The 14,759-nt window shown below is 62.5% G+C and carries 18 protein-coding genes; 11 read left to right on the plus strand and 7 right to left on the minus strand.

The genetic code is table 11. The features are described from left to right. Positions 1-80: 80 nt before the first annotated feature. The 6 genes from U0O11_RS11370 (at position 81) to U0O11_RS11395 (ending at position 4,752) form a co-directional block, all read left to right on the plus strand. The gene (locus U0O11_RS11370; RefSeq protein WP_054556214.1) at positions 81-1,250 is read left to right on the plus strand and encodes a TauD/TfdA family dioxygenase; all 1,170 of its coding nucleotides are present in this window, start codon (positions 81-83) and stop codon (positions 1,248-1,250) included. Continuing rightward, on the plus strand, positions 1,250-1,849 hold the full coding sequence (locus U0O11_RS11375; RefSeq protein ID WP_054556215.1) for an HD domain-containing protein: 600 nt from the start codon (positions 1,250-1,252) through the stop codon (positions 1,847-1,849). The genes U0O11_RS11370 and U0O11_RS11375 overlap by 1 nt, the downstream gene beginning before the upstream one ends. Before the next feature lie 256 nt (positions 1,850-2,105). After that, positions 2,106-2,432, plus strand: a complete 327-nt coding sequence (locus U0O11_RS11380; protein WP_054556216.1) for a gamma-glutamylcyclotransferase family protein — start codon at positions 2,106-2,108, stop codon at positions 2,430-2,432. Positions 2,433-2,609: 177 nt separating this feature from the next. After that, the gene (locus U0O11_RS11385; RefSeq protein WP_324690103.1) at positions 2,610-3,086 is read left to right on the plus strand and encodes a GFA family protein; all 477 of its coding nucleotides are present in this window, start codon (positions 2,610-2,612) and stop codon (positions 3,084-3,086) included. A 276-nt stretch (positions 3,087-3,362) separates the two neighbouring features. Beyond that, entirely contained in the window at positions 3,363-4,346 is a 984-nt protein-coding gene (locus U0O11_RS11390) for a LysR substrate-binding domain-containing protein (protein WP_324690105.1), read from the plus strand. Between the two features lie 76 nt (positions 4,347-4,422). Beyond that, complete coding sequence (locus tag U0O11_RS11395) at positions 4,423-4,752, plus strand: gamma-glutamylcyclotransferase family protein (RefSeq protein WP_324690107.1); 330 nt, start codon at positions 4,423-4,425, stop codon at positions 4,750-4,752. Between the two features lie 147 nt (positions 4,753-4,899). On the opposite strand, the gene U0O11_RS11400 is transcribed toward U0O11_RS11395, so the two are convergent. Further along, entirely contained in the window at positions 4,900-5,775 is an 876-nt protein-coding gene (locus U0O11_RS11400) for a LysR family transcriptional regulator (RefSeq protein ID WP_248377390.1), read from the minus strand. A 243-nt stretch (positions 5,776-6,018) separates the two neighbouring features. Between U0O11_RS11400 and U0O11_RS11405 the strand changes: the two genes are divergently transcribed. Continuing rightward, on the plus strand, positions 6,019-6,534 hold the full coding sequence (locus U0O11_RS11405; RefSeq protein ID WP_043333918.1) for a lactoylglutathione lyase family protein: 516 nt from the start codon (positions 6,019-6,021) through the stop codon (positions 6,532-6,534). Positions 6,535-6,688: 154 nt separating this feature from the next. On the opposite strand, the gene U0O11_RS11410 is transcribed toward U0O11_RS11405, so the two are convergent. Both U0O11_RS11410 and U0O11_RS11415 read right to left on the minus strand, forming a co-directional pair. Further along, the gene (locus U0O11_RS11410; RefSeq protein WP_043333917.1) at positions 6,689-6,934 is read right to left on the minus strand and encodes a hypothetical protein; all 246 of its coding nucleotides are present in this window, start codon (positions 6,932-6,934) and stop codon (positions 6,689-6,691) included. Between the two features lie 448 nt (positions 6,935-7,382). Beyond that, positions 7,383-7,508 (minus strand): hypothetical protein, encoded by a 126-nt coding sequence (locus U0O11_RS11415; protein WP_263643033.1) that lies wholly within the window; start codon positions 7,506-7,508, stop codon positions 7,383-7,385. Positions 7,509-7,844: 336 nt separating this feature from the next. Here U0O11_RS11415 and U0O11_RS11420 point away from each other — a divergent pair, with 336 nt between their 5' ends. Further along, positions 7,845-8,540 carry a haloacid dehalogenase type II gene (locus U0O11_RS11420; RefSeq protein ID WP_324690111.1) on the plus strand — a complete coding sequence of 232 codons (696 nt, stop codon included), beginning with the start codon at positions 7,845-7,847 and terminating at the stop codon, positions 8,538-8,540. Between the two features lie 210 nt (positions 8,541-8,750). Here U0O11_RS11420 and U0O11_RS11425 read toward each other — a convergent pair whose 3' ends face one another. Next, the gene (locus tag U0O11_RS11425; protein WP_324690113.1) at positions 8,751-9,500 is read right to left on the minus strand and encodes an IclR family transcriptional regulator; all 750 of its coding nucleotides are present in this window, start codon (positions 9,498-9,500) and stop codon (positions 8,751-8,753) included. Between the two features lie 118 nt (positions 9,501-9,618). Here U0O11_RS11425 and U0O11_RS11430 point away from each other — a divergent pair, with 118 nt between their 5' ends. From U0O11_RS11430 to U0O11_RS11440, 3 genes are all read left to right on the plus strand, one after another. Further along, positions 9,619-11,187 carry an MFS transporter gene (locus tag U0O11_RS11430; RefSeq protein ID WP_288986324.1) on the plus strand — a complete coding sequence of 523 codons (1,569 nt, stop codon included), beginning with the start codon at positions 9,619-9,621 and terminating at the stop codon, positions 11,185-11,187. 86 nt (positions 11,188-11,273) lie between these two features. After that, positions 11,274-12,302 (plus strand): HlyD family secretion protein, encoded by a 1,029-nt coding sequence (locus tag U0O11_RS11435; RefSeq protein ID WP_324690116.1) that lies wholly within the window; start codon positions 11,274-11,276, stop codon positions 12,300-12,302. A gap of 148 nt (positions 12,303-12,450) precedes the next feature. Further along, positions 12,451-13,545, plus strand: a complete 1,095-nt coding sequence (locus U0O11_RS11440; protein WP_279837317.1) for an NAD(P)-dependent alcohol dehydrogenase — start codon at positions 12,451-12,453, stop codon at positions 13,543-13,545. Between the two features lie 109 nt (positions 13,546-13,654). Here U0O11_RS11440 and U0O11_RS11445 read toward each other — a convergent pair whose 3' ends face one another. From U0O11_RS11445 to U0O11_RS11455, 3 genes are read right to left on the minus strand one after another with little or no spacing between them, the layout of a single operon-like run. Continuing rightward, entirely contained in the window at positions 13,655-14,023 is a 369-nt protein-coding gene (locus U0O11_RS11445) for a Lin0512 family protein (protein ID WP_324690119.1), read from the minus strand. Next, positions 14,020-14,418: a Lin0512 family protein gene (locus U0O11_RS11450; RefSeq protein ID WP_324690121.1), complete on the minus strand. Its 399-nt coding sequence runs from the start codon at positions 14,416-14,418 to the stop codon at positions 14,020-14,022. Before U0O11_RS11450 ends, U0O11_RS11445 begins: the two co-directional genes overlap by 4 nt. Before the next feature lie 51 nt (positions 14,419-14,469). Continuing rightward, on the minus strand, positions 14,470-14,640 hold the full coding sequence (locus U0O11_RS11455; protein ID WP_153636178.1) for a hypothetical protein: 171 nt from the start codon (positions 14,638-14,640) through the stop codon (positions 14,470-14,472). Positions 14,641-14,759: the final 119 nt, after the last annotated feature.

Here is a 14,759-nt window from a genome sequence, read left to right on the forward strand (position 1 = left end):
CACTCACCCCCTACTTAGGTCCCATGCCTCGCTCCCATAATGGCCACGATATACAACCGTGCTAATGGAGAGATGCCTGCATGTCCCTGACCAATGCCCTGTCCGACGCGCTGCCGCTGACCCTGAGCGAGTCACCGCTGTCACTGAACCTGATCACCGCCGAAGGCCTGGAGCCGGTCAGCCCGCTGTGGCTGCGCGAGCGCACCCAGGACCCGGAGCAGCTCGATGAAGTGACCACCCAGCGTCTGTTCGATTCGCATGCCATCGACGTCAACCTCGAGCTGACCGCGGCGCGCCCGGTCGACGAGACGCACGTGGAATTCACCTTCAGTGACGGGCATTGCGAGGTGTATGACCTCACCATGCTGGCGCATGAACTGCAGGGCATCACGCCGTTCCCCAAGCCCGAGAGCTGGGATGCGAGCATCGATCAGCAGGCGCAGCGCGTCGACTGGGAGAAGATGGGCAACAATGAGGACTTCCAGAAGGCATTGAAGGCCTATCTGCGCTTTGGCTACATCATCGTGCAGAACGTGCCGACCGACCCGGAACGCATTCTGGAAGTGGCCGGTCACTTCGGCTACGTGAAGGACACCAACTTCGGCAGCTACTTCGAGGTGTACTCGCGCCCGACGGGCAATGACCTGGCCTACCGCAGCGTGGCGCTCGGGCCGCACACCGACAACCCGTATCGTGATCCGGTGCCGGGCATCCAGATGCTGCACTGCCTGGTCAATGAGACCACCGGTGGCCTGTCCACGCTGGTCGACAGCCTCAATGCGCTCAAGCAGCTCAAGGCCGAGATGCCGGAAGGCTATGAACTGCTGCGCACCACGCCGGTCGGCTTCCGCTTCCTGGACGCCGGTACCGAGCTGACCACGCGTCGCTGCGTGATTCGCGAGAATTCCGATGGTGAGCCCATCGGCGTCAACTACAGCCCGCGCCTCGATCATCTGCCGCACATGTCGCTGGAAAACACTCGCCGCTACCATCAGGCCCGCCAGCGTCTGGGGCAGCTGTTCCAGGACCCAGCCAACGAGATTCGCTTCCAACTCGAATCCGGAGAGCTGATGATGTTCGACAACACCCGCGTGCTGCATGGCCGTACGGCGTTCGACACCAATGAGGGGCACCGCCACCTGCAGGGCTGCTACATGGATAGCGATGGCCCGCGTGAGCGCTTCGCCACGACCCTGATGCGTCAGCGTCAGCAGCAGGCACAACAAGAAAACCGTGAGGAAATGGCGTAATGGATCAGGTTTCATTCACCCAGATGAAGGACGGCACCGCAGAAGACTATGCGTTGCTCGAGCGTCTTGAAGATCAGTTCAATGAAGGGCTGGTGGAGCGCCTCAAGCTTGCCCTGCGCAAGCTCGATGATGGCCTGAGCGGCTACAAGGTCAGCCGTCTGGAGCATTCCCTGCAGTCAGCGGCGCGCGCCGAGGCCGATGGCGCCGATGACGACCTGGTCGTCGCCACCCTGCTGCATGATCTCGGCGATGAGCTGGCGCCCTACAATCACTCGCAGCTGGCTGCCGCCATCATTCGCCCGTACGTGCGTGCCGAAGTGACCTGGATCATCCATCACCACGGCCTGTTCCAGAAGTTCTACTACGGTCACTTCTACGGCGAGGACCGCAACGAGCGCGAGATCTACAAGGACCATCCCTGGTATCAGAAGTGCGTGGATTTCTGCGAGCGTTATGATCAGGCGGCCTTCGATCCCGACTACCCGACCCCGCCGCTGGAGCACTTCGAACCGGCACTGCGTCGCGTCTTCGCGCGCAAGCCCTTCGATCCGGACGTGATCGGCGAAGAGCCGGCCGGCGGTTTCGACAGCCGCGTCTGAGCGTGTGAAGGCGGGGGCGTGAAACGCGCCTGACCTGCTCCGCTCCCCCGCTTGACCATTGCCCTCACTGGCCCGCCCAGTGGGGGCAATCTGGTTTGTGGGCGTTGCGTTGAGTGCTCCACGTCACCAAGGGGTTGAACCTCGCCACTCAACCTTCATCATCATTGGCTAACGTCAGCGTCAATGAAGACGGTGCCGATACGGCCGTCTTTCCCTCGCGGATCATCCCCCCTTCCCCAACCCGACAGGCAGACGCATGGAACATCTCTTCATCTACGGTCCACTGGGCCCCGGCGGCCTCAACGAACATGTCATCGCCAATATCGATGGCGAATGGAGCTCGGCCTATCTACGCGGCCGACTGGAAAACACCGATCACGGCGATGAGCACAACTTCCCGGGGCTGGTCGTCGACAACACGGGCCAAGTGATACGCGGCCACGTGTTCTCCTCGGCGCAATTGCCCGAGCATTGGGATGCCCTCGATGACTTCGAGGGTCCCATCTATCAGCGCACCGTCACCACCGTCATTCTCGATGACAATCGTGAACTCGAGGCCTATGTCTACGCCCTGCCGCAGTGAGACTCACGCGCGGCACGGATAGCGATTGCTGGCTCGTGGCAAGAGATGGATGGATCGTGGCAAGTGATGAATGACGGCCCGCCGCCTTGCGCCCGGATGGAGTAACATTGCCCTTCAGGCGATGCATGGCCAGTCAGCGCCAGCGTCCTCATTCATGCATCACAAGGGAGATTCCTCATGCAGCTTGAAGGTTCCTGCCACTGCAAGGCCGTCACATTCCAGCTCGAATCGCCGCACCCCTATCCGTATCAGCGCTGCTATTGCTCGATCTGTCGCAAGACGGCGGGCAGCGGTGGCTACGCGATCAATCTGGCGGGCGATGCCAACACCCTGAAGGTGGAAGGCCGGGACAATCTCTCCATCTATCACGCGGTGACCGACGGGGTCGAAAGTCCGGCGGAACGCCACTTCTGCAAGCACTGCGGCAGTGCACTGTGGCTCTACGATGCCCGCTGGCCGGAGCTGATCCACCCTCAGGCGGGGGCGATCGACACCCCGCTGCCCGTACCGCCGGAACATGTCCACATCATGCTCGACAGCAAGGCCAACTGGGTGGAAGTCGCGCACGAAGCGCGTGATGCTCATCACGCCGAGTATCCCGAAGAGAGCATTGCCGCCTGGCATGCGCGGATTGCCGAGCGCGACACCGACTGATATCAGCCGCGCGTCGATCAGGATCCGATGCGACGCTGGTCAGGATCCGTTGCGACCTCACGGCCTGATCCGCCGGGCTGAGCGTTGATGTCATTCGCTGCGTCGCGTATAAGTGCCGCCTATACAAGGCGGCACTCCTGTTCGTATCCGGTGATCCTTGGCTGATGCCTTCTCATGCCTCATTCAGGCAATCGCCCGAGCCATCAGCCAGGCCATCATCTAGGCCAAAACAGTACGACAGGAGCGCCGCGACAGCGCATCACAGTGAGGACTCTCGTGCCGGCCCGAAAGACAAGCTCCCCACCGCCGCTGGAAAGCGCAAGCCCTCTGGATGACCTGCCCTCCCTGCGCGGGCTGGTCGCCTTTGACGTGACGGTCCGTCTGGGGTCGATGACGGCCGCCGCCAGTGAGCTGGATACCACCCAGCCCACCATCTCCCAGCGCATCCGCGCGCTGGAGGAGCACCTGGGCCATCCGCTGTTCGATCGCCAGGGCGGCCGGCTGATCCTCAACCACTACGGCGAGAGCTTCCATGCCGAACTGGCAGGCGGGCTTGGCAAGGTATGCAGCGCCGTCACGGAAGCACGCCGCAAGGTGCACAAGCCGACCCCGCGCATCACCATCGCCGCGGGCGCCGGTTTTGCGCATGTCTGGCTGCGCCCGCGTCTGGAGCGGCTGGAGCAGGACTTCCCCGACTGCCACTTCACGCTGCTGCCGATCGATCGCGATGAAGACCCGCAGATGCAGCAGGCCGACATCGCGATCCGCTTCGGCCCGCCGCTGACGGGCGATCATCGCGATACGCTGGTGGTCGCGGAGCGCGCCTTCCCGGTCTGCTCCCCGGACTACGCCCAGCGTCATGGGCTCGAGAAGGGGCTGGACGCCGAGGCGCTGTCGCGTATCACCCTACTGCACCTGGACATGCGCGATACCCGCTGGCTGGACTGGGCCACCTGGTGTCGCCATGCGGGACTGCCGGTGCCGCGCCTCGACAAGGCCTTCCCCTACAACAACTTCCCGCTGACGCTCAATGCCGCCGTCAATCATCAGGGCGTCGCGCTGGGCTGGAGCCACGTCATCCAGGACCTGCTCGACAACGGCTCGCTGATCGCCCTGACGCCGCATATCTCGCGGGACCGCCACGGCTATCGCATGAGTGTCCGCCATCCCAACAGCGCCGTGATCCAACCAATCACCCGCTGGCTGACACGCGAATTTTCCGGCCTCGAGATTCCGGGGCCTACCACAAGGCAGCCATGAGTTGCCGCAAGCCCTCGCTCCGTCCGGCGCGCGCCGCCGAGACAGGCTTCTCCCCCGACGAACGACAGAGACTCCCATGCAGCATCTATTCATCTACGGCACCCTCGGCCCGGGCGGCCCCAACGAACACGTCATGCTCGACATTGGCGGCAGCTGGACACCCGGCACCCTCAAGGGCCGCCTTGAGGCAGCTGGCTGGGGGGCTGAGATGGGCTTTCCGGGGCTGAGACTGGATGAGGCGGGCGACACCATCCGCGGTCACGTCTTCTCCTCCGACAACCTGGCCGTTCACTGGCAGGCGCTGGATGATTTCGAAGGCAGCGAATACCTTCGCCAGCCGGCCACGGTCACGCTGGAAGATGGCAGCACCCTGACGGCACAGGTCTACGCGCTGAGCCAGCCGTAAGCTGCTCCATGAACTGTTTCATGAACTGCTCCATAAGCTGATCAGTGCGCTGATGCCCGGCGTCGCTGCCTGAGTGTCGAGGTCTGAGCGCTGATGCCCGACGTCGAGGTCTGAGCGCCGAGGTCTGAGCGTCAATGCCTCGGCGCGCTACAGCGACACCTTCAGATACTCCAACACCCGTCTGGCGCGCGCCGAGAGCGGCCATTCCGCTCGCGTGAGCAACCACAGGGTATCGACCACCTCCGTGCTGCCCTCAGGCGGTGGCACCACCCGGATGGCCTGATGCTCGGGGAAGGCCTCGCGGGCATGGCGCGGCACGACGCTGAAGCCCAGCCCGCGGGCGACCGGCTCCAGAATCAGGCTGATCTGGTTGGTGGAGCCACTGCGCGGCAGTGAGCTGATGCCCGGATTGCCCGGGAAGCGCCGACTCAACAGGCGCGAGGCCATGTCCTGACCATCCGGGTGGTCGATGAAGCCCAATGTCTCGAGATCCCCCCAGTCATGGATCTCGACTCCCGCCGGCACCACCAGCTCAAGGGGCTCACGCGCCCACTCCGTCACGCTCAGGCGCGGGTCATCAGGCTTGAGCGTGACGATCCCCAATTCGAAGCGATTCTCCAGCACGGCCTCCACCACCTCGCGCGTCGGCGCGAAGCGATGGTGGACATTGAGGCCCGGCGACTCCTGCTGAAGCGCCAGCAAGCGCGGATAGATCGCCAGGCCAATGCTGCCCGGCGTGATCAACCGAATGTCGCCATGACTGTCTTCATTTCCCGCCAGGCGCTGGGCCAGGCGCTGCTCGGCTGTTTCCATCTCACGCGCGAAATCCAGCAGTGCATGGCCGGCCGGCGTCAGTTCGATCTTGCGCGGATGACGGATCAACAGCGTGCCAAGTCGGGTTTCCAGCTGGCGCACATGCTGACTGACGGCGGCCTGGGTCAGATCGAGCCGCTCCGCGGTGCGCGTGAAGTTGCCGACACTCACCAGAGTGCGAAAGGTGCGTAGCCATTGGGGTTGCAGCATTCAAGCTCCTGGGGGCTGGAAGAATCAGGGGGCAGAGTCAGGGGACAGAATCAGGAAGTCAGCGTCAGGGAGGTGGCATCAGCAAGACTGCGACGGTGAACCCACATCACCATAAGCAAGTCTTATCATTATCATAACTGCTACGTAGTTTTCATTATTGCTCATGACGCCCAAGATGGCTTCCAACGTCACGCAGGCAGTGACCGAGCCATTTCCTTCACGACTCACATATCGAGGTGACTCATGAGCAACGAAAAGAACACACCGTATCCGCGCACCTTCTCCCACATCGGCCTGTCCGTCGGTGATGTGGAAGCCGCAGTCAAGTTCTACACCGAAGTGCTGGGCTGGTACGTGGTGATGGAACCGACCACCATCACCGAAGATGACTCCGCCATCGGCGTGATGTGCAGCGATGTCTTCGGTCCGGGCTGGGGCAGCTTCCGCATCGCCCACCTGTCCACCGGCGACCGTATCGGTGTCGAGATCTTCGAATTCCCGAACCACGAGACGCCGGAAAACAACTTCGAGTACTGGAAGACCGGCATCTTCCACTTCTGCGTCCAGGACCCGGACGTCGAAGGTCTGGCCGAGCGCATCGTCGCCGCCGGCGGCAAGCAGCGCATGCCGGTACGCGAGTACTTCCCGGGTGAGAAGCCGTTCCGCATGGTCTACATGGAAGACCCGTTCGGCAACATCCTGGAAGTCTATAGCCACAGCTATGAGATGACCTACGCCGCCGGTGCCTACCAGAACTGAGCACGGCCGCAGACGCCAGATACAGCAAGGCCCCGCCATGGCGGGGCCTTGCTGTATCTGACATTCATGCTCGAGACATCCCGACAGGAATTTCGAGAGCAACACACGATGACCGTTGCCGGGGCAGCTCAGCGAAAGCCCACCCGCTCACGCCTCAGTGGATGACGGGCATGCTGCGCACACGACGGTAAAGACTCTGACTGGCGAGTTCCGGACTGAGCAAGGCAATCCGTGCCTTCTGCACTGCAAGCTCACGCTGCAACAACGACCAGGTGCCGATGAACTCGGCACACTCACCACAGTGCACCAGGTAATCATCAGAGCGCTCATGATATTGGTAATCCATGCTCAGGCAGTTACATACCGGGCAGGACAGAACAGCGTTGGCTTTCTCATCCATGATTCGATTCCCTGGAGCCACACTGATTGAATTCACGGCAATGATCACACGCGTTCAGGTAACCATTACGGGTGTGAACATCCCTCATACTCTGTAAAACCCGCTGAACTCACACTATCCATGATGTGATATCTGTACAACTCTCTCTTGCGGGCGACATTTCTCGAAACGTTAACCAGTGGTAACTTGCTGGCGTGTTCAGCACGTTGATCTCATCGCGACTCGCGAAACATCATGGCCGCGACGAACACCCCGATAGCAAATCACTTCTCCATGATTACACAGCGATACGCAAGACTACATTCGCTGACCGATGGCGTGCCGGCTTCAGATTCGCGAAACCGTAAAGCGCGCTTGCCCTGCAGGCTCTGTCGCCAAACGGGCATGAAAAAACCCACCCTGGAGGGCGGGTTTTACGTGAATCCCTTCGGCTGTCACCGCCAGTAGATCATTTCATCTTGCGCGCCGAATCATCTTGCTCGATGCGGGTCAGTAGCTTGTCAAAGACGCCAGTCGCCAACAGCACAAAGGTGACGGCCAAGCCAAGCCCCATCCAGATAGCGATATTGCTCATTGTCCCTTACCCCTGCTGTTTTCTTGGTTTTCTCAGCCCTTCTGCGACGCAATATGGCGTAAATTCAATGTTTGTACAACATTTGATCATGAAAATATCGAGCGCCGTCAGGCGCTGAGGCTGTCGCTGCCATTCCAGACCTCTGACCGGCGTCATCACACTGCCAACGGCCACCATTTGAGCAATCGCTCAACAACGGGTAGTCTTGCGTCATGAAGAAAGTGACGCGGGCTTGCCAGCGCTGATTCCTTGGCGCTGATCCGCTGACGCTACCCGTCGACCTGCTACCTCGCTTCGCGCCCACTGCATGTCTGAAATATCACCCCAGGAGTCATCATGTCTGACACGACCTTTCCCGACGTACTGGTATTCGACGTCAACGAGACACTGCTCGACATCACCACTCTCTCGCCGTTGTTCTCACGCGTGTTCGGTGATGAAAGCGTGTTGCGCGAATGGTTCGCACAGCTGGTGCTGTACTCGCAGACCATGACGCTCTCACAACGCTATACCCCCTTCGGTGTGCTCGGCGTGGGCGCCCTCAAGATGGTCGCCGACATCCATCAGGTCAGACTCGCGGATGGCGATATCGATGAGCTCAAGTCGCGCATGGCCGAGATGCCGGCCCATCCCGATGTCGCCCCGGCGCTTGAGCGCCTCAAGCAGGCCGGTTTTCGTCTGGTGACGCTGACCAATTCCCCCGCAGGCGCCTCCCCGACGCCGCTGGAGAAGGCCGGTATCAGCGAGGCCTTCGAGCAGCACTTCAGCGTCGATAGCGTCAAGCAGTTCAAGCCGGCGCCGGCCACCTATCAGCATGTCGCCGAGCAGCTCGAGGTCGAACTGGGCGACATGTGCATGATCGCCTGCCATGTGTGGGACACCATCGGTGCCCAGGCTGCCGGCATGCAGGGCGCCCTGCTGACGCGCCCACACAATGCCGTGCTGCCCGCCGAGAATGTGCCGACCCCGGACTTCATCGCCGCGGAGCTGATGACCCTGGCGGACCAACTGATCGCGGCCAGAGAGGCCTGAGCGAGCACTGGCCTCTGAGCTCTCTTGCTAGACTCTCTTTCCAAACTCAGTTTCTCAGCTCTGTCTCTGAGTGCTGCCTAGTAAATAAACGCCGCTCGCCCATTCGGGTGAGCGGCGTTGCTGTGCCTGCCTTCCTGTTCGCCCTCTCCACTATCTCGCCATTCGATCAGCCGCCGCACACGGCAGCGTTGCCGCCTTGGCGGGACGCGCTCACTTGAGTGAACGAAAGGCCTTGAGCATCTCGTCACGGGTCGCCTGCAGCGCGGCCTGAATCTCCGCCCTGCGCTCGCTGATGCGCCACGAGGGGCCGACCACGGACACGGAGTAATGGCCCTGGCTGGTTTCCAGGCCGATTCCGATCGCGCCAACTCCCTGCATATGCTCATTCTCGTCATGGCCGATGCCGGTGCGACGCACCTCGGCCAGTTGCGTCAGCAGTGCCGGCATCGCAAGGGTGTTGTTTGTGTAGGCCGTGAGTTCCGTGCCCAGCAGGCGCTCCACCTGCTCATCCTCGAGATGCGACAGCAGCACCTTGCCGCTGGCTGTCGCATGCAATGACAGGAAATTGCCGGCCATCGGTGATACCCGCAGCGGCAGCGGCGACAACACCGAGTGCAGTATCAGCAGCTCGTTGCCGCTCAGACTGCAGAGCACCACCGTTTCCTCGGTGGTGCCGCTCAACGCCTCCAGAAACGACTTGGCATGCGTGGTGATATCGAGCTGGCTATGGCGCGCCAGCCGCATCAGCGCAGAGCCGAGCCGTATCCCGCCATGGCCGTGGATTTCCAGCAGGTCTTCCTGGGCCAGCGCATCGACCAGCCGCTTGACGGTCGAGCGCGGCAGATCGTTCCTGGCGGCGATCTCCCCCAGGCTCATGCCCTGCTCACTGCCTTCCAGACTCTTGAGAATCGCCGCCACTCTGGCCACGACCTGCACGCCATTACCTTCTCTTGTGGACACAGACACAACTCCTTAACAAGCTAACTACTTGCCTAACAAAACCACCAAGTGGTACAGTGTACCGCATAACGAGACACCCAAGGTGTCTAGCGCTTCACCTCAAAACGGGAACTCTACAGTGGCCGCTCCTCAACCCTTCAATCTACGACTCGCACTCGGTCTTGTGGGCATTCTGCTCGCATCGCTGATGTCCGGTGTGGGAGAGCGTGTCACGCAGACCGTCCTGACGGATGTGGTCGGACACTTCGGTTTCTCCCACGATGAGGGCAGCTGGCTGACCACCATCTACAGCGCGGCGGAAGTCTCGATGATGCTGCTCGCCGGCTGGCTGGCCGTCACCTTCAGCCTGCGCCGCTTCGCGATCGGTGCCTGCCTGTCACTGGCCCTGTTCTCGCTGCTGGTGCCCCTGGCCGACAGCTTCCCGCTGATGGCGGGGCTGCGCGTTGCCCAAGGCCTGGCCTCCGGCAGCATCCTGCCGCTGCTGATGATGTCGGCGCTGCGCTTCCTGCCGTGGCACAGCAAGCTCTATGGCCTGTCGGCCTATGCGATGACGGCCACCTTCGGCCCTTATCTGTCGGCACCGCTGGCCGCTCTCTATGGCGACCTGGGCGACTGGAATCTGGTGTTCTGGGAAACCGCGCCGGTATGCCTTCTCGCCGCCGCGCTGGTCTCCTGGGGCCTGCCGCAGGACCCGCTCAAGCTGGAACGCTGCAAGCAGTTCGACTGGCTCGGTGCCCTGCTGGGCGTCACCGCCCTGTGCGCGCTGGTCGCCGGCATGACCCAGGGTGAGCGACTCGACTGGGGCAACTCGCCGTTGATCGTCGCCCTGCTGACCACGGGCGGGCTGGTCTTCGTGACCTTCCTGATCCATGAGTGGTTCCACCCGATGCCGCTCTACAAGCTGCAGCTGCTGGCACGCCGCAACTTTGCCTTCGGCATCATCACCCTGTGTACCTTCATGTTCCTGACCCTGGCCGCCGGCACCATTCCCGCCGCCTTCCTGGGGGAAGTGCAGGGCTATCGCCCCATGCAGCTGTTCCCGGTCATGTTGACCATGGCCCTGCCGCAGCTGCTGCTGGCACCGCTGGTGGCGACACTGATCAACCGCAAGAGCGTCGACAGCCGCTACGTGATGGCCACGGGCCTGGTGTTGATCCTGATCAGCTGCCTGCTGGGCTCGCAGCTCACCAGCGACTGGAATCGCGACAACTTCTATCTCATCGAGGTGCTCAACACCCTGGGCCAGCCGATGGTGGTGGTACCGCTGCTGATGAATGCCACCGGGGCACTCAGCCCGCTGGAAGGGCCGTTCGCCACCGCGATGGTCAACTCGCTGCGCGCCCTGTTCACGGTGGTGGCCTCCACGGTCTACGGAAGCTTCCTCGTCACGCGTGAAGCCCTGCACACCACCCGCCTGGGCGAAGCACTCGGCCTGCAGGGCAATCAGCCCGCCGGACTCATCCAGGTCGATGCGGCAAGCGATATCACCACGCGCATCTCCGAGCAGGCCTCCGTGATGAGCTATGCGGATGCCTACCTCGCCATCATCCCCTTCGTGGTGGCGCTGCTGATACTGGTCATGGTGCTTCCGATCCGCGCCTATCCGCCACAACCGGCGCCGGCGCCGGCACCTCAACCAGAGCCATCGCCAGCACAGCCCCCTCAAGCACAACCCTCCGGGGCATAGACACAGACAAAGCCGGCGGCTGCCCGCCAGCCAGGATTCAACCACTTCCCCCTTCTTCGACATAGACGACGAGATACGACACCGACATGAACAAGACACGTACCACCCTACTGTTGAGCGTTCTGGCGCTCCTGCTGGTCGCGACCTACGCGGGCCTCTACTGGAAGGGCCACGATGGCCGCGAAGCCACCAACAATGCCTATGTGCGCGCCGATAGCGTGATGGTGACCACACGCGTCGCGGGCCAGATCGACAAGGTGCTGGTGGAAGACAACGAAGTGGTCAAGGAAGGCCAGATCCTGGCCACGCTGGATGACCGCGATTACCAGGCCTCCCTGCACTCCGCCCAGGCCGACCTCGCCGCCCAGCAGGCAGCGGTCGGTGACCTGGATGCCAACATCGAGCGTCAGCACGCCGTCGTGCAGCAGTCCATCGCCGAAGTGAAGTCCACCCAGGCCTCGCTGCGTTATGCGCGCAATGATGCCAAGCGTTACCGCAGCCTGCGCATGACCAACGCCGCCTCCCAGCAGGACAAGGAAAAGGCCGATGAACAGCAGGGCATCTGGGAAGCCAATCTCGTGCAGGCCCAGGCGGCTCAGCGCTCGGCGGAAAAGCAGATCGGCGTCCTTGAAGCCCAGCGCGTGGAAGCCCTGGCCGAGGTCGAACGCTCACGTGCAGCGCTCGAGCAGGCGGAACTGAACACCGGCTATACCGTCATTCGTGCGCCGAAGGACGGCATCGTCACCCAGCGCTCACTGCGTGTCGGCGCCTACGTGCAACCGGGTGATTCGCTGCTGGCCATCGTGCCGCACAAGGAAGCCTATGTCGTCGCCAACTATCTCGAGACCCAGATGGCCGAGATGGAGCCGGGCCAACCGGTCGAGATGACGCTGGATAGCCTGCCGGGCAAGACCTTCACTGGCCATGTCGACAGCATCGCACCGGCCTCCAGCAGCGCCTTCTCGGCCGTGGCCAGCGAGAACGCCACCGGCAACTTCACCAAGATCACCCAGCGCATGCCGGTCAAGATCGTGTTCGACCCGAACCAGCCCGACTTCGACAAGGTACGCATCGGCATGTCCGTGATTGCCCATGTCACGACCCAGAAGCCCTGAGCGACTTGGGACAGTCCTGAACGAGGCTAGACAGTCCTGAACGAGGCTAGACAGCCCTGAAATAGTCAAGAGAACCGTCCCGGAGGGCACGCCGCCCCGGGACGCCTCTGAAGAACGCCATCACTCGATCATCAAAGGGATCAACACCATGAAAATTCGCGCCGCCGTCACCGCCACCCAAGGCCAGCCCTTCGACCTCAAGGACGTCGAACTCGCGTCCCCCAAGGGAGACGAGATTCTGGTACGTGTCGTGGCCACCGGGGTCTGCCATACCGATGCCGCCGCACGCGACCTGGGCATCGCCCCCTATCCGATCGTGCTCGGCCATGAAGGAGCCGGCGTGGTCGAGCAGATCGGTGACAATGTCCGCGACATGGAAGTGGGCGACCATGTGGTGCTGTCCTTCGCGCACTGTGGCCATTGCAGCCACTGCCTGACCGGACACCCGACCGTCTGCGAGCGTGGCGGTGAGCTCAACTTCGGCGGTGTGATGGATGATGGCGGCAAGCGTCTGAGCTGTGACGGCCATGACGTCGCCACCTTCTTCGGCCAGTCGTCCTTCGCCACTCACGCCGTGGTCAGCGAGCGCAATGCCGTCAAGGTCGACAGCGATGTCGATCTCGCCCTGCTGGGTCCGCTGGGTTGCGGCATCCAGACTGGCGCCGGCACCATCCTCAATCGCCTCAAGCCGGGCTTCGGTGACAGTCTCGTCGTGTTCGGCTGTGGCGCCGTGGGCCTGAGTGCCGTGATGGCGGCCAAGATCGCCGGCTGCAAGAACATCATCGCGGTCGACCTGCACGAGAGCCGTCTTGAACTGGCCCATGAGCTGGGCGCGACCCATAGCGTCAACGGCAAGACCGAGGACCTGGTCGGCGAGATCAAGCGCATCACCGATGGCGGCAGCGAATTCTCCCTCGAGACCACCGGCGTGCCGATGCTGGTACGCAGCTCCCTGCAGGTACTGCGTCCGCTGGGCACCTCTGCCATCGTCGGCCTGACCCACGATGTGACCCTGGACGTGCACCACGACCTGATGGCGGAAGGCAAGTCGATGATCGGCGTGATCGAAGGCGACGCCGTGCCGCGCGTCTTCATCCCGCGCCTGGTCGGCTACTACAAGGAAGGCCGCTTCCCCTTCGACAAGCTGATCCAGATGTATGACTTCGATGACATCGAACAGGCCTTCGCGGATTCGAAATCAGGCCTGACCGTCAAGCCGGTGCTGCGCATCAGCTCGCTGTAATCAGCGCCTGCGCCACCTGGCCTGAACCGCAAAGCCCCCGTGCGTCACTGACGCACGGGGGCTTTCTTCATTGATCGGCATGACCTCAGTCAGCGCGCTCGCGCATTGCCTACGACTGACACAGCTGCCAGGCGTCGTGGTCGATATCGAGCATGGCGGCGATGGCGGCCGAGGCAATGACATGCGTCTGGCCACTGACCTCGTCATGCACATTGAGGCCACCCTGCACCACCGTCACCTCGGCGCGCCCACGGGGAAGCTCGCGCGCCACCGCGTCCGTATCCACGGCGTCCGGCTCCTGGACCGCGATGGTGACCTCGACGCGCATCTGGTGGTGATCGATGCCGAGTGACTGGAACATCACGATGGAGGAATGATGCAGGGCATCATGCACCGCACGGCAGGCGGCCTTGGTGTAGTCCATGCCGTAGAGGTCATTGCCGGTGCCCATCTCGAGAATGATGCGTTGCTCGCTCATGCCTGACCTCCTGCCGACTGCCCGGGCGTGGAAGAAGTGGACGCCGCGCCGGCGGCCGCCATGTCGAATGACACGATGATGGCGACATTGGCGATCACGCTGACCCCGCTGCCATCCGGCTTGGCGACGTCCAGTCCGCCCTTGACCACGCGCACACTGGGCTGACCGTAGGGAAAGGTGCCCAGCAGGGCATCACTGTCGACCTTGTCGGGCTGCTGCACGCCGATCTCGACCTCGATCAGCATCGCCTCCTTGGGGAAGCCGAAGGCGTCCGCCACGTTGAGCGAGTTGTGCCACAGGGCATCGCGGATGCCACGTGCCGCCGCCTCGGTGTAGTTCTGGCTGCGAATGGAGGTGCCCATGCCGAACTGGGTCACCATGCGTGTCTTGGCCACATTACCCCCTGATTTCCTGTCACGGAAAAGACGTACCACTCGCGCCGCCTATCAGCGCGGATGCTTGAAAAGCCCGATCACCCAACCTAACCCGCCCAGCAGCAGGGCGCCCTGCCAATCTCCCTGAAACAGCTCGATCAGCGCCAGGACGATCGCCACCAGCTGCGCACTGCGCACCGGGCTGACCGTCGCTGTGGGCTTGCGGTCATCCTGCTCTGACATGCGGCCTCCCGTCGCTGGCCCGATGTCATCGTCGGGCGATAACATCATGGGACGATGACAACGTCGCCCCATCGTTTCAGGAAAGCCTCAAGTAGAAAATACGACTTCCGTCCCCGAGC

This window comes from Cobetia sp. D5 (assembly GCF_035666195.1).
GTDB classification, from domain to species: Bacteria; Pseudomonadota; Gammaproteobacteria; order Pseudomonadales; family Halomonadaceae; genus Cobetia; species Cobetia amphilecti.